Raw genomic sequence first — 13,981 nt, 5'->3', positions numbered from 1 at the left:
CATGCCCCCGCCCCAGCCCCTCGACCGGGCTTTTCCACCGGCGGTCGAATTTCGCTCTGCGCGTACAGGCAGGGGTACCGGAACACCTCCTGAGCGCGGACGGTTGTCAGAAACGACGCGTGAACGGCCATTCGCGGGGACACACGACCTCAGCGGAGTCGGTCCGCGGCGATAGAGTAAGGAGGCACGGACGCCCGTCCCGGACGTCCGCGCACCGGCCCCGCCGAGATCTGACCATCAAGGCGCACGGCACGTGAGGAGCACGAGGGCATGTTCGAGCGGTTCACCGACCGAGCGCGACGGGTTGTCGTCCTGGCCCAGGAAGAGGCCCGGATGCTCAACCACAACTACATCGGTACGGAGCACATCCTGCTGGGCCTGATCCACGAGGGTGAGGGTGTCGCGGCAAAGGCCCTGGAGAGCCTCGGCATCTCCCTCGAGGGCGTCCGCCAGCAGGTCGAGGAGATCATCGGCCAGGGCCAGCAGGCGCCGAGCGGGCACATCCCGTTCACGCCGCGGGCCAAGAAGGTGCTGGAGCTGTCGCTGCGTGAGGCGCTGCAGCTCGGCCACAACTACATCGGCACGGAGCACATCCTGCTCGGCCTGATCCGTGAGGGCGAGGGCGTCGCCGCCCAGGTGCTGGTCAAGCTCGGCGCCGACCTCAACCGGGTCCGCCAGCAGGTGATCCAGCTGCTCTCCGGCTACCAGGGCAAGGAGCCGGCCGCGGCGGGCGCCGCGCCGGGCGAGGCCGCGCCGTCGACCAGCCTCGTGCTGGACCAGTTCGGCCGTAACCTGACCCAGGCCGCCCGCGAGGGCAAGCTCGACCCGGTCATCGGGCGCGAGAAGGAAATCGAGCGGGTCATGCAGGTGCTCTCCCGCCGGACCAAGAACAACCCGGTCCTGATCGGTGAGCCCGGCGTCGGCAAGACCGCCGTGGTGGAGGGTCTGTCCCAGAAGATCATCAAGGGCGAGGTGCCCGAGACGCTGAAGGACAAGCAGCTCTACACGCTCGACCTCGGTGCCCTGGTCGCCGGTTCCCGCTACCGCGGTGACTTCGAGGAGCGCCTCAAGAAGGTCCTCAAGGAGATCCGCACCCGCGGCGACATCATCCTGTTCATCGACGAGATCCACACCCTGGTGGGTGCGGGTGCCGCCGAGGGCGCGATCGACGCCGCCAGCATCCTCAAGCCGATGCTGGCCCGCGGCGAGCTGCAGACCATCGGCGCCACCACCCTCGACGAGTACCGCAAGCACCTGGAGAAGGACGCCGCTCTCGAGCGCCGCTTCCAGCCGATCCAGGTGGGTGAGCCCTCGCTGGCCCACACCATCGAGATCCTCAAGGGCCTGCGGGACCGCTACGAGGCGCACCACCGCGTCAGCATCACCGACGCGGCTCTCGTCGCGGCGGCCACCCTGGCCGACCGCTACATCTCCGACCGCTTCCTGCCGGACAAGGCGATCGACCTGATCGACGAGGCCGGTGCCCGGATGCGCATCCGCCGGATGACCGCGCCGCCAGACCTGCGTGACTTCGACGAGCGGATCGCCCAGGTCCGCCGCGACAAGGAGTCCGCGATCGACGCGCAGGACTTCGAGCGGGCCGCGCAGCTCCGCGACAAGGAGAAGCAGCTGCTCGGGCAGAAGGCCCAGCGGGAGAAGGAGTGGAAGGCCGGTGACCTGGACGTCGTCAGCGAGGTCGACGACGAGCAGATCGCCGAGGTGCTCGGCAACTGGACCGGCATCCCGGTCTACAAGCTGACCGAGGAGGAGACCTCGCGCCTGCTGCGCATGGAGGACGAGCTGCACAAGCGCGTCATCGGCCAGGAGGACGCGGTCAAGGCGGTCTCGAAGGCGATCCGGCGCACCCGGGCCGGCCTGAAGGACCCGAAGCGCCCCTCCGGCTCGTTCATCTTCGCCGGCCCGTCCGGCGTCGGTAAGACCGAGCTGTCCAAGGCGCTCGCCGAGTTCCTGTTCGGCAGCGAGGACGCCCTCATCCAGCTGGACATGTCGGAGTTCCACGACCGGTACACGGTGTCCCGGCTCGTGGGCGCCCCTCCCGGCTACGTCGGCTACGACGAGGGCGGGCAGCTGACCGAGAAGGTGCGTCGCCGGCCGTTCTCGGTGGTCCTCTTCGACGAGATCGAGAAGGCCCACCCGGACGTGTTCAACACGCTCCTCCAGATCCTGGAGGACGGGCGCCTCACCGACGGCCAGGGCCGGATCGTGGACTTCAAGAACACGGTCATCATCCTGACCACCAACCTCGGCACGCGGGACGTCGCCAAGGCGGTGTCGCTGGGCTTCCAGGCCTCTGAGGACTCCGAGTCCAACTACGACCGGATGAAGCAGAAGGTCAACGACGAGCTCAAGCAGCACTTCCGGCCCGAGTTCCTGAACCGGATCGACGACACCATCGTCTTCCACCAGCTGCGCGAGAACGAGATCCTCTCGATCGTGGACATCATGATCGCCCGGATCGAGACGCAGCTGAAGAACAAGGACATGGGCCTGGAGCTGACCGACAACGCCAAGAAGTACCTGGCGAAGAAGGGCTTCGACCCGGTGCTGGGCGCGCGGCCGCTGCGTCGCACGATCCAGCGCGACATCGAGGACAACCTGTCCGAGCGGATCCTCTTCAACGAGCTGACCCCGGGTCAGATCGTGGTGGTGGACTGCGAGGGCGACCCGGCCGACATCGACAAGTCCAAGCTCGTCTTCCGGGGCGCCGACCGGCCGGTGGCCGTGCCGGACGCGGTCCCGGCGGACCTCGGCGGCACCGCCGCCACGGGCGCGGACGACGCGGCGTAAGTTCGGGCACCAGATCGAGGGCGACGGCCCCGGCAGGCGAGAGCCTGCCGGGGCCGTCGCCTTTTCGCGTGCGTTGACCGACGGCAGCTCGCCGGTGCCGGGCCGCGAGCCCGGCACCAGTTGATCGACTCCGCCTCGGCGATGTGGCGGTATCCAGGCGGCCGGGATGCCGCCAGTTCGGCGGGCTGGCGGCGCGGGCGGCCCGGGATGCCGCCAGGTCGGCGGGCTGGCCACGCCTCGGTAGCCGGTGCCCGGCGGGCCGGGTCAGGGGCGGGGGAGCGGGACCGGAGGGCCGTCGCCGGCGAGCCGGAAGGACTCCTCGCCGACCGGCTCGACCAGGCCGTCGGTGACGAGCCCGGCCAGGGCCCGGGCGCGCTGCACGTCGTCGTGCCAGACCTGGTCCAGCCGCTGGTGCGGCACCGGCCCCGTGGCGTCGCGGAGCACCGCGAGGAGCAGGCCGCGCACCTGGCGGTCGGTGCCCGCGTAGCGCTGGGGGCGGCGGGTCGGGCCGGCCGGGGCCACCTGGCCGGAGGCCCGCCAGGCGCAGACCGCCTCGACGGGGCACACGGAGCAGCGCGGGGCACGGGCGGTGCAGACCACCGCACCCAGTTCCATGAACGCGGCGCTGGCCAGGGCCGCCGCGGCCGGTTCGACGGGCAGCAGTTCCTCGGTGGCGACCAGGTCGGCGGGCCGGGTGGCCGGTCCCGCGTCGGGCTCGCCGGCGATCGCCCGGCACACCACCCGCCGGACGTTGGTGTCGACCACGGGGTGCCGCTGCCCGTACGCGAAGGCCGCCACGGCCTGCGCCGTGTACGTGCCGACCCCGGGCAGCGCCAGCAACTGGTCGAGCCGTTCCGGCACCTGGCCGCCGTGTCGTTCCACGACGGCCACCGCGCAGTCGCGCAGGCGTACGGCCCGGCGGGGGTAGCCGAGCCGGCCCCACATTCGGATCGCCTCGGCCGGCGTGTCCTCGGCCAGCGCGGCCGGCGTCGGCCAGCGGGCCAGCCAGGCCTCCCAGGCGGGCAGCACCCGGGCCACCGGTGTCTGCTGGAGCATGACCTCGCTGACGAGGATCGCCCAGGCCCCGATCCCCGACTTCCGCCACGGCAGGTCGCGGGCGTTGCGCTCGTACCACCGGCTGACCAGGGTGGCGAAGGTGGGTTCGGACATGGCGCCGTCGATGATGTCACGGGTGGCCTTCCCGCAGGTTGGGCGGGGCGGGCGGGGCGTCGCGGCGAGGCTGCGGTGACCGGGCAGAATGTCCGGATGAACGAGCTCGCGATCACCGTCATCGGCCGGGACCGGCCGGGCATCGTGGCCGACGTCGCCGAGGTCCTCGCGCGGCTCGGCGCGAACCTCACCGACTCGACGATGACCCGGTTGCGGGGCCACTTCGCGATGACCCTGATCTGCGTGGGCCCGGCCGCCGCCGACGTCGAGGCCGCGCTCGCCCCGCTCGCCGCCGAGGGGCAGTTGCTGGCCACCGTCCGCGCCGTCACCCCCGACGGGCAGACCGAGCCCACCGGCGAGCCGTACGTGCTGGCGGTGCACGGCGCGGACCGGATGGGCATCGTGGCGGCCATGACCCGGGTGCTAGCCGACGCGGGCGGGAACGTGACCGACCTGAGCACCCGCCTGACCGGGTCCCTCTACGTGGTGGTCGCCGAGGTCGAGTTGCCGCCGGGCAGCGCCGACGAGGTGGCGGGCCGCCTCACCCGGGCCGCCGCGGACCTGGGCGTCGGGGTGAGCCTCCGCCCGGCCGACACGGACCTGCTGTGACGGCCGAGGAGTACGCCGGCCTGGGCGGCTGGACCCCGGAGAAGCTCGGCCTCCCCGGCGAGGTACGCGCGGTGGTGGCCGCCCCCGATCCGGTGCTCAGCCGGCCCGGGCCGGCGGTCGACCCGACCTCGGCCGAGGTGGTCCAGCTCGCCGCCGACCTGGTCGCCACCATGCGCGTGTCGCCGGGCTGCGTGGGCCTGGCCGCGCCCCAGGTCGGGGTGAGCGCCCAGGTGTTCGCGGTGGACGTGACCGGGCACCCGAAGGCGGTCACCGTGCACGGCGCCTTCGTGCTCTGCAACGCCACGGTGGTGGAGGCGAGCCGCTGGAAGGCGGGGCGGGAGGGGTGCATGTCGGTGCCCGACCTCACCGGTGACGTGAAGCGGGCCAGCCGGCTGGTGGTGGAGGGTGTGCTGCCGGGCAGCGGGGATCCGGTGCGGCTGGTGACCGACGGGTTCGAGGCGCGGGCGCTCCAGCACGAGATCGACCACTGCGCCGGCCTGCTCTTCCTCGACCGGGTGGCCGGCGCGCACGCGGTCTACCAGCGCAAGGTCTACCTCTGACCGGGCGTGGCCCGGCGGTGCCGCTCGGTGACCTTGAGGGTCCACTGTGGAGCGGTGAGGGGCCGGGGCGAAGGGCCTCCGGCGCGTCGCGCCAGCGGGCCGGGCGTCGCGCCGTTACGGTGAACGCATCATGCGTATGACGGTCGGCCCGCTGCCTCCCGCCGTGTACTGGCGGCGTCGAGCCGTCGTCTTCGGAGCCGGGCTGCTTTTCCTGATTGTCCTGCTCTACTCGTGCACCGGCCCGGACCGGAACTCCGGCGCCCCCACGGGCAACCCGGGTGGCTCCCCGTCGGCGGCCGCACCCGGGCCGACCGGTTCGTTGCTGACCCCGCAGTCCGGCAGCCCCTCACCCACCCCGGGCGACTCGGGCGGCGGGAGCGGTACGAACGGCGGCGGCACCGGAACGAGCGGCGGCGGAACGAACGGCGGCGGGACGAACGGCGGCAGTGGCACGGGCACCGACAACGGCGGCGGCACGAACGACGGTGGCGCGCCGGCCGCCCCGGTGGCCGCCGACGGCACCTGCACCGACTCGGAGCTCCAGGTGACCCCCGTGGCCCTGCCGGCCACCGCGCAGCGGGGCACCGTGGTCACCCTGCGCCTCAAGGTCAAGAACATCTCGGACCGCACCTGCACCCGGGACGTCGGTGCCGATCTCCAGGAGCTCTACATCAAGGCCGGCGCGAACCGGATCTGGTCCTCGGACACCTGCGGCACCGGCAAGGGCTCCGACCCGCAGTCGTTCACGCCGAACTTCGAGCGCTCCTACGAGCTGGGGTGGAACGGCAGGCTGGACAGCCGCTGCGCCAACGGGGTGGCCAACGGCCAGTTCGCCCCGATCGGCACGTACCAGGTCTTCGCCCGGGTGGGCACCAAGCTCAGCGAGCCGGTGAAGCTGACCATCACCGGCTGACCGGGTTCAGACGTACCGCTCCAGGATGGACGCCTCGGCGAGGCGGGACAGCCCCTCGCGGACGCCCCGGGCGCGGGCGTCACCCACCCCCTCAACGGCCTGCAGGTCCTCCACGGTGGCGCCCAGCAGCCGCTGGAGGCTGCCGAAATGCACGACGAGCCGGTCGACCACGGCCGCGGGCAGCCGGGGCACCTTGGCCAGCAGGCGGAAGCCGCGTGGGCTCACGGCGGCGTCGAGCGCGTCGGAGGCGGACGGGTAGCCGATCGCCTTGGCCACCGCGACCAGGTCGATCAGCTCGGTGGCGCTGAGCAGGTCGAGCTCGACCAGGGCCTCGTCGAGGGTGCGCGACTTCCGGCCCACCGGCAGGTAGTCCCGGATGACCAGGGTGCGGTCGGCGTCCACGCCCGCCATCAGCTCGTCGAGCTGGAGGGCGAGCAGGCGGCCGTCGGTGCCCAGCTCCACGACGTAGCCGGCGATCTCGTCGGCGATCCGGCGGACCATCTCCAGCCGCTGCACCACGGCCACGGCGTCGCGGACGGTCACCAGGTCCTCGATCTCCAGGGCGGAGAGCGTGCCGGAGACCTCGTCCAGCCGGAGCTTGTAGCGCTCGAGGGTGGCCAGCGCCTGGTTGGCCCGGGAGAGGATCGCCGCCGAGTCGTCCAGCACGTGCCGCTGGCCGTTGACGTAGAGGCTGATGATCCGCATGGACTGGCTGACCGAGATGACCGGGTAGCCGGTCTGCCGGGCGACCCGTTCGGCGGTGCGGTGCCGGGTGCCGGACTCCTCGGTGGGGATCGACGGGTCGGGCATGAGGTGCACCGCGGCCCGGACGATGCGGGTGCCGTCGCTGGAGAGCACCACGGCGCCGTCCATCTTGCACAGCTCGCGGACCCGGGTCGCGGAGAACTCGACGTCGAGCGGGAAGCCGCCGGTGCAGATCTGCTCGACGATCTTGTCGTAGCCGAGCACGATGAGCGCGCCCGTGCGGCCGCGCAGGATGCGCTCCAGGCCGTCGCGCAGCGCGGTGCCCGGCGCCATGAGAGCGAGGTTGGCCCGCAACGGGTCGCCGCCGGCCCCGCCGACGCTTCCGGTGACGCTCACGCTGATCGCACGGGCGGGGGAGCCCACGGCGCCGGTGCGGGCGTGCGGCGTCGTCGCGGCGGGCTTGGTGGCATCGCGGTCGATCGGCACGGGCACAGTCTACGGACTGCGGTGCGGTGGGTGCTCTCGTGGTTACTGTGATGTGTCACGATGTCCGGCTCCCCCGGTCGCCGACCCGCTGCGCCGGCTGTCCGGAATCGCCCGGCCGGTCCGGCCCCACGCCTACCGACCGTCACTCCGCCGACGCGCGGGCGGCAGCCTGGAGAGCCGCCCGGACATCCGTGACCTCCGTCACCCGCATGTTCTCCGGGGCCACGCCACTGCTGCCCGGGCCGCAGCCGGGCGGCACGAGAGCCTGCCGGAAACCGAGCCGGGCCGCCTCGGCCAGCCGGCGCGGCACGGCACCCACCCGGCGCACCTCGCCGGTGAGACCGACCTCGCCGATGGCCACGAGCTGCGGGTTGAGGGCCAGGTTGAGCCCGCCGGAGGCGACCGCCAGGGCGACGGCCAGGTCGGCCGCCGGCTCGACCACCCGGATACCGCCCACCGTGGCGGCGAAGACCTCGCGATCGTGCAGCGTCAGCCGCTCGGTGCGGCGCTGGAGCACGGCGAGCACCATGGCCAGCCGGGCGCCGTCCAGCCCGGAGACCGTGCGCCGGGGGGAGCCGGCGACCGTGGCGCCGATGAGCGCCTGCACCTCGGTGACCAGGGCCCGCCGGCCCTCCATGGCCACCGTCACGCAGGTGCCCGGCACCGGCTCCGAGTAGCGGGTCAGGAAGAGGCCGGACGGATCGGCCAGGCTGCTGATGCCGCCCTCGTGCATCTCGAAGCAGCCCACCTCGTCGGCCGCGCCGAACCGGTTCTTCACCCCGCGGACCATGCGCAGCGACGAGTGCTTGTCGCCCTCGAAGTGCAGCACCACGTCGACCAGGTGCTCGAGCACCCGGGGACCGGCGACCTGGCCGTCCTTGGTGACGTGACCGACCAGCACCGTGGCGATGCCGCGCTCCTTGGCGACCGCGACCAGCGCCGCGGTGACCGCCCGGACCTGGGTGACCCCGCCGGGCACGCCCTCGGTGCCCGTGGTGGAGATGGTCTGCACCGAGTCGAGGACCAGCAGGCCCGGCTGGACCGCGTCGAGGTGGCCGAGGACCGCCGACAGGTCGCTCTCGGCGGCCAGGTAGAGCTGATCGTGCAGGGTGCCCATCCGCTCGGCGCGCAGCCGCACCTGACTGACCGACTCCTCGCCGCTGACCACCAGCGACGGGCTGCCCGCGTTGGCCGCCCACTGCTGGGCGACGTCGAGCAGCAGGGTGGACTTGCCGACCCCCGGCTCGCCGGCGAGCAGCACCACGGCACCGGGAACCAGGCCGCCGCCGAGCACCCGGTCGAGCTCGCTGACCCCGGTGGCCCGGGCCCGGGCCGGCGCGGCGCTGATGGTGGCGATCGGGCGGGCCGGCTCGGCGGGCATCCGGGAGCTGACCACCCGGCCGGAGACCAGCGGGCCGCTCACCGTGCACTCGACCACCGAGCCCCACTCACCACACTCGGGGCAGCGCCCGACCCACTTGGGGGGCTGATGGCCGCAGGCGTCGCACTCGTAGGCCGGGCGTGGTTCACGGGCGGCGGCGCGGCCGCGGCCGGCGGTGGCGCGGGGGGAGGTCGATCGGGACGTGCTCACCCCAGGACGCTAACCGGACGGTACGACGAAAGCCCACCCGGAAACGGCGACACCGCCGGCGTGGCGTCGGCCACGGCGGCGGTGTCGTCGAAAGAGTGGTCGGTCGGTCAGCTGTGGCCGCCGCCCTCGCCCTCCTCGAGGCCACCCGGGTGGCCGGCGCCACCCTCCTCGCGCGGCTGCACCACCGGCGAGGGCGGCGCGGCCGGGGTCAGCGGGACGCCGACGGCCGCACCGGTCTTGATCACCTTGCCGTTGCCGAAGTCGAAGGTCAGGTTGACCGGCCGGCCGACCTGCACGGCCTGGTTCAGGCCGACGAGCCGGAGGGACTGCGGGCTGCTGCCGGTGAGCGGCACGTAACCACCGGGCGGGATCTCGAACCGGGCGGGCTGGCCGGCCGGGGCCGAACTGGCGGACGGCGACGGGTTGGCCGAGGCGGAGCCGCTGGCCGAGGGGGAGCCGCTGCCCGACGGCGACTCCTCGGTGCCGAGCGACTGGCTCGGCGAGGCGCTCGGGTCGGTCGCGGTGGGCGACGCGGAGGCCGGCTCGGTCGGCGAGCCGGTCGGGGTGGCCCCCTCGCTGCCCGCCGCGGCGCCGCTGAGCACCACCTCGCGGGCGCTGTCGGTGGTGACGGTCACGGTCACCGGCTGCTGGCTGTCGTTGTAGAGGACGACGTTGACCCGCGCGTCGGCGCCGGCCTTGTAGCCCTCCGGGCCGGGGAACTCCAGGTAGAGGCCGCGCACCTTGTAGAGGTTGTCGGGGGTCTGGACGTTGATGCCCTGCACCGACGGGATCTTGTTGGCCGTCTCGGCCACCTGGCCGGCGCCACACCCGGTCAACAGCAGGCTCGCCGCCGCCGCCGTACCGGCCAGCAACAGGGCCGCCCGCCGGGAACCCCTGATCGAGCGCGTCACGTCGGTCCTCCTCGTCACGATCCCCACCCGGCCGGACGCCGGACACGGGGTGGCCATACCCGCGCAGACCGCGCTCCAGGGTAGTTGGAGCTGATCGAGGCCCGCACGCCGACCCGGTAATGCCACCTGCGGGGGGAACGGTCAGACCACCCGACCGCTCGCCACCAGGAGCACCACATCGATCAGCGCCACCACCAGCACCGCCCGGAAGGCGGCCACCGGCCGGGCGCCGGCCCCGGTCGCGGTGCGTCCGGCGTACCACCCGAGGGCCGGCACCGCGACGGCGGCGGCGACCGCCGCGAGCCCGGCCCACGACGGCCGGCCGGGCGGCCCGGCGACCAGCGCGACGGTGGCCGCGAGGAGCAGCCCGGCGGCGGCCAGCCGGCTGCCCGCCGCACCCAGCCGGTGGGGCAGTCCGCGCACCCCGGTCCGCGCGTCGTCGGCCAGGTCCGGCAGCACGTTGGCGAAGTGCGCCCCGGCGCCCAGCAGCGCGGCGGCGGCGACCAGCCACACCGGGGGCGCGGGCGCGCCCGGCAGGGCCAGCACCACGAAGGCGGGCAGCGCGCCGAACGAGACCGCGTAGGGCAGCACCGAGACCGGGGTCGACTTCAGCGGCCAGTTGTAGAGCAGTGCCGAGACCAGACCGAGGGTGGCGCAGAGCGCTGCCGCCGGACCGGCGGCCAGCGCCAGCAGCGGCGTGGCGACGGCGGCCGGCACGGTGGCGCGGGCCAGGACCCGGCGCGAGACCGCCCCGGTGGTCACCGGCTTGTCGGTACGCCCCACCATGGCGTCCCGGTCGGCGTCGATGAGGTCGTTGCTCCAGCCCACGGCGAGCTGGCTGGCCAGCACCGTGAGCGACACGGCGGCGACCCCGCCCGGCCCGTGCCCCACGGCCCGGGCCAGCAGCCCGGCCACCACGGTCACCGCGGCGGCCGGTTCCGGGTGGCTCGCCCTGACCAGCCCTAACACCGACATCGACATAAGGGAAGTCTGGTCGTTACCGGGGAGTCGTGCCACGCTCGGTCCATGCGAGACGCGGCCCCGGTGTCCACCCCGCCCCGGGTGCTGCCGCCCAACGATCCCCGCCAGTACGACGACCTGGCCGGGGAGTGGTGGCGACCGGACGGCGCGTTCGCGATGCTGCACTGGCTGGCCCGGGCCCGTGCGGCCCTGGTGCCGCCGGCGTCCGAACCGGACGCTCTGCTGGTCGACCTGGGGTGTGGCGCCGGCCTGCTCGCCCCGCACCTGGCCGGCAAGGGCTACCGGCACGTCGGTGTGGACCTGACCCGCTCAGCCCTCGACCAGGCCGCCGCGCACGGCGTGACGGTGGTCCACGGCGATGCCACGACGGTCCCCCTCGCGGACGGGTGCGCGGCCGTGGTCTCCGCCGGTGAGCTGCTGGAACACGTGCCCGACTGGCGGCGCGCGGTGGCCGAGGCGTGCCGGCTGCTGCGGCCCGGCGGCCTGCTGGTGCTCGACACCCTCAACGACACCCTGCTGGCCCGGCTGGTCGCCGTGGAGATCGGCGAGCGGCTCCCGACCGTGCCGCGCGGCATCCACGATCCACGGTTGTTCGTGGACGCTCGCGCGCTGGTGGCCGAGTGCGCCCGCCACGGCGTGGCGCTGCGGCTCCGCGGGGTCCGCCCCGAGCTGGGTGGCACGCTGACCTGGCTGCTGCGTCGGCTGCGTGGCGGTGGCCGTCCCGTGAGGACCGAGCCGCGCATCGTGCCGACCTGGTCGACCGCGGTGCTCTACCAGGGCCGCGGGCACCGGAGCGGGTAGCGGGGGCCGCCCGGGGTAAAGGGGACGCTGAGAAGGGGGCTACATGACTGTGCACGCGCTGGAGGCGGCCCGCAGGCTGGCGCCGCGGCTGGCCGCCCGCGCGGCCGACCACGACCGGGACGGCTCGTTCCCGGTCGACGATTTCGGCGACCTCCGGGAGGCCGGCCTCTTCGGCCTGATGGTGCCGCGCGAGCTGGGCGGCCTGGGTGCCACCTTCGCCGAGTACGCGGCGGTCGCCACCGAGCTGGCCCGGGGCAACGGTGCGACGGCACTGGTGTTCAACATGCACGCCTCGGTCACCGGGGCGCTGGGCGCGGTGACCGAGGAACTGGCCGAGGCGCTCGGCGTACCGGACGAGGCGCTGGCCGCGCGGGACCGGCTGCTCCGCGCGGCGGCCGAGGGCGCCTGGTACGCGGTGGCCATGAGCGAGCGCGGCGCCGGCGCGCGGCTCTCCCAGCTCAGCACGGTCTACGAGGCGGTCGAGGGCGGCTGGCACCTCAAGGGCAGCAAGACCTTCTGCTCCGGCGCGGGCCACCCGGACGGCTACCTGGTGGCCGCCCGCAGCGCCACCGACCAGTCGGTGGTCTCGCAGTTCCTAGTCCCGGCCGGGGAGGGGATCACGGTCGAGCACACCTGGGACTCGCTGGGCATGCGCGCCACCTCCTCGCACGACCTGCACCTGGACGTGACCGTCCCGGCGGACCGGCTGCTCGGTGGGGTGGAGGGGTTGGCCCTGGTGGTCGCCCAGCTCATGCCGCACTGGCTGGTGGCCAGCTACGCGGCCGTCTACGTCGGGGTGGCCCGGGCCTCGATCGACGCCGCCGCCGAGCACCTGAACGCCCGCAACCTGGCCGGCCTGCCCGCGGTCCGGGCCCGGCTGGGCCGGGCGGACGCGGCCGTCGCGGCGGCCGAGCTGGTGGTCGCCGAGGCCGCCCGCCGAGTGGACGAGGCGCCCGGCGACGCGGAGACGAACCGCTGGGTGTGGCGGGCCAAGCTGCTCGCCGGCACCACGGCCGCCGACGTGGCGGCGTCCATGCTGGAGGCCGCCGGCACCTCGGCCACCCGGCGGGGGCATCCGCTGGAACGGCTCTACCGGGACGCCCGGTGCGGCTCGCTGCACCCGGCCACCTCGGACGTCTGCGCCGACTGGCTCGGCATCGCCGCGCTCGGCGGCGACCCGGACCGCGACGGCTCCACGCCTCGTTGGTGAGCGCGAGGAGTGAGCCGGTTTTGCGAGCCCCGCAGTCGCGAACGAAAGGCTGCCCGGTGAGCGCGAGGAGTGAGCCGGTTTTGCGAGCCCCGCAGTCGCGAACGAAAGGGACTCGTTGGTGAAGCGTGGGGTTGGGGGACGAAAGGTGGGGGACATGGGCGTGCCGGTGATCGCGGGCCTGGGTACGGCGCAGCCGCCGTCCGCCGCGCAGGACGAGCTGTGGGCGGGCTTCTTCGCGAAGCACTTCTCGGGGACCACCCGGGCGCTGGCGGAGCGGATCTTCGCCAACTCCGGCGTGTCCCGCCGGCAGGCGGCCGTGAACCCGCTGCTGGAGGACGTGTCGGAGTGGCCCACCGAACGCCGGATGCGGCGCTACCAGGTCGAGGCGCTGCCGCTGGGCAAGGAGGCGGTCGGGCGGGCGCTGACCGCCGCCGGCCTGGACGCCGGTGACGTCGGCCTCTTCGTGGTCTGCTCCTGCACCGGCTACGCCACGCCGGGGCTGGACATCCTGCTCGCCCGGGACCTCGGCATGGCCCCGGACACGCAGCGCATGTTCGTGGGGCACATGGGCTGCTACGCGGCCCTGCCCGGGCTCGGCGCGGCGAGCGACTTCGTCACCGCCCGGGGCCGCCCTGCGCTGCTGCTCTGCGCGGAGCTCACCAGCCTGCACATCCAGCCGCCGGGCGCCCGGGTGGACACCCAGCAGATCGTCTCCCACGCGCTGTTCTCGGACGCCGCGGTCGCCGCCGTGGTCGTCCCCGGTGGCCGGGGGTACGCGCTGCGCGAGGTCACCTCGGTCACCGACACCTCGACCGCCGACCACATGACCTGGGACGTCACCGACACCGGCTTCCGGATGGGGCTGTCGCCGAAGGTGCCGCAGGTGCTCTCGCACCACGTCCGGGGGCTGGTGGACGACCTGCTGGCCCGGCACGGGTGGCACCGCGGCGACGTGGACGGCTGGGCGGTGCACCCGGGTGGCCCCCGCATCCTCAACGTCGCGGAGCGGGAGCTGGCGCTGCCACCGGCGGCGCTCGCGGCGTCCCGGGCCACCCTGGACGAGCACGGCAACTGCTCGTCCCCGACCGTGCTGCTCATCCTGGACCGGTTGCGCCGGGCCGAGACGCCGCCGGAGCGGGTCGTGATGCTGGCCTTCGGGCCGGGTCTCACCCTCTACGCGGCCCTGCTGGAGCGCACCGCCTGACGGGGACGGTGGCCACCGCCGCGCGCCGATAC

Annotated in this window: 12 protein-coding genes; 7 read left to right on the top strand and 5 right to left on the bottom strand. The window is 74.0% G+C overall.

Annotated elements, in window-relative coordinates; genetic code table 11:
• Nucleotides 1-270: 270 nt before the first annotated feature.
• Entirely contained in the window at nt 271-2,808 is a 2,538-nt protein-coding gene (locus GCE86_RS23820; RefSeq protein ID WP_154228991.1) for an ATP-dependent Clp protease ATP-binding subunit, read from the top strand.
• A gap of 264 nt (nt 2,809-3,072) precedes the next feature.
• Here GCE86_RS23820 and GCE86_RS23815 read toward each other — a convergent pair whose 3' ends face one another.
• The gene (locus tag GCE86_RS23815) at nt 3,073-3,978 is read right to left on the bottom strand and encodes an HhH-GPD family protein (protein ID WP_154228990.1); all 906 of its coding nucleotides are present in this window, start codon (nt 3,976-3,978) and stop codon (nt 3,073-3,075) included.
• Nucleotides 3,979-4,074: 96 nt separating this feature from the next.
• Here GCE86_RS23815 and GCE86_RS23810 point away from each other — a divergent pair, with 96 nt between their 5' ends.
• From GCE86_RS23810 to GCE86_RS23800, 3 genes are all read left to right on the top strand, one after another.
• A complete protein-coding gene (locus GCE86_RS23810; RefSeq protein ID WP_154228989.1) occupies nt 4,075-4,587 on the top strand; it encodes a glycine cleavage system transcriptional repressor in 513 nt (170 codons plus the stop codon).
• Nucleotides 4,584-5,147 (top strand): peptide deformylase, encoded by a 564-nt coding sequence (locus GCE86_RS23805; protein WP_154228988.1) that lies wholly within the window; start codon nt 4,584-4,586, stop codon nt 5,145-5,147. Before GCE86_RS23810 ends, GCE86_RS23805 begins: the two co-directional genes overlap by 4 nt.
• A gap of 130 nt (nt 5,148-5,277) precedes the next feature.
• Nucleotides 5,278-6,060, top strand: coding sequence for a hypothetical protein (locus GCE86_RS23800; protein ID WP_154228987.1), 783 nt, complete (start codon nt 5,278-5,280; stop codon nt 6,058-6,060).
• A 6-nt stretch (nt 6,061-6,066) separates the two neighbouring features.
• On the opposite strand, the gene disA is transcribed toward GCE86_RS23800, so the two are convergent.
• The 4 genes from disA to GCE86_RS23780 form a co-directional block, all read right to left on the bottom strand.
• The gene (gene disA, locus GCE86_RS23795; RefSeq protein ID WP_091267634.1) at nt 6,067-7,251 is read right to left on the bottom strand and encodes a DNA integrity scanning diadenylate cyclase DisA; all 1,185 of its coding nucleotides are present in this window, start codon (nt 7,249-7,251) and stop codon (nt 6,067-6,069) included.
• A 142-nt stretch (nt 7,252-7,393) separates the two neighbouring features.
• The gene (radA, locus tag GCE86_RS23790) at nt 7,394-8,842 is read right to left on the bottom strand and encodes a DNA repair protein RadA (RefSeq protein WP_154228986.1); all 1,449 of its coding nucleotides are present in this window, start codon (nt 8,840-8,842) and stop codon (nt 7,394-7,396) included.
• 107 nt (nt 8,843-8,949) lie between these two features.
• A complete protein-coding gene (locus GCE86_RS23785) occupies nt 8,950-9,753 on the bottom strand; it encodes a hypothetical protein (RefSeq protein ID WP_154228985.1) in 804 nt (267 codons plus the stop codon).
• 141 nt (nt 9,754-9,894) lie between these two features.
• The gene (locus GCE86_RS23780; protein ID WP_154228984.1) at nt 9,895-10,734 is read right to left on the bottom strand and encodes a UbiA family prenyltransferase; all 840 of its coding nucleotides are present in this window, start codon (nt 10,732-10,734) and stop codon (nt 9,895-9,897) included.
• A 45-nt stretch (nt 10,735-10,779) separates the two neighbouring features.
• On the opposite strand from GCE86_RS23780, the gene GCE86_RS23775 reads away from it, so the two are divergent.
• From GCE86_RS23775 to GCE86_RS23765, 3 genes are all read left to right on the top strand, one after another.
• On the top strand, nt 10,780-11,535 hold the full coding sequence (locus GCE86_RS23775; RefSeq protein WP_154228983.1) for a methyltransferase domain-containing protein: 756 nt from the start codon (nt 10,780-10,782) through the stop codon (nt 11,533-11,535).
• A gap of 43 nt (nt 11,536-11,578) precedes the next feature.
• The gene (locus GCE86_RS23770) at nt 11,579-12,745 is read left to right on the top strand and encodes an acyl-CoA dehydrogenase family protein (RefSeq protein ID WP_154228982.1); all 1,167 of its coding nucleotides are present in this window, start codon (nt 11,579-11,581) and stop codon (nt 12,743-12,745) included.
• Between the two features lie 154 nt (nt 12,746-12,899).
• Nucleotides 12,900-13,949 carry a type III polyketide synthase gene (locus GCE86_RS23765; protein ID WP_154228981.1) on the top strand — a complete coding sequence of 350 codons (1,050 nt, stop codon included), beginning with the start codon at nt 12,900-12,902 and terminating at the stop codon, nt 13,947-13,949.
• The last annotated feature ends 32 nt before the right edge of the window (nt 13,950-13,981 follow it).

The organism is Micromonospora terminaliae (assembly GCF_009671205.1).
Classification (GTDB): domain Bacteria; phylum Actinomycetota; class Actinomycetes; order Mycobacteriales; family Micromonosporaceae; genus Micromonospora; species Micromonospora terminaliae.
The sequence above is the reverse complement of the archived record's forward strand: the minus strand, read 5'-3'. Positions and strand labels throughout refer to the sequence as shown.

What these genes read in the sequence shown, in the direction of transcription:
- GCE86_RS23770 (WP_154228982.1), top strand. Translation starts at nt 11,579, where the DNA reads ATGACTGTGCACGCGCTGGAGGCGGCCCGCAGGCTGGCGCCGCGGCTG.
- GCE86_RS23765 (WP_154228981.1), top strand. Translation starts at nt 12,900, where the DNA reads ATGGGCGTGCCGGTGATCGCGGGCCTGGGTACGGCGCAGCCGCCGTCC.
- GCE86_RS23800 (WP_154228987.1), top strand. Translation starts at nt 5,278, where the DNA reads ATGCGTATGACGGTCGGCCCGCTGCCTCCCGCCGTGTACTGGCGGCGT.
- GCE86_RS23810 (WP_154228989.1), top strand. Translation starts at nt 4,075, where the DNA reads ATGAACGAGCTCGCGATCACCGTCATCGGCCGGGACCGGCCGGGCATC.
- GCE86_RS23815 (WP_154228990.1), bottom strand. Translation starts at nt 3,978, where the DNA reads ATGTCCGAACCCACCTTCGCCACCCTGGTCAGCCGGTGGTACGAGCGC.
- GCE86_RS23820 (WP_154228991.1), top strand. Translation starts at nt 271, where the DNA reads ATGTTCGAGCGGTTCACCGACCGAGCGCGACGGGTTGTCGTCCTGGCC.
- GCE86_RS23780 (WP_154228984.1), bottom strand. Translation starts at nt 10,734, where the DNA reads ATGTCGATGTCGGTGTTAGGGCTGGTCAGGGCGAGCCACCCGGAACCG.
- GCE86_RS23775 (WP_154228983.1), top strand. Translation starts at nt 10,780, where the DNA reads ATGCGAGACGCGGCCCCGGTGTCCACCCCGCCCCGGGTGCTGCCGCCC.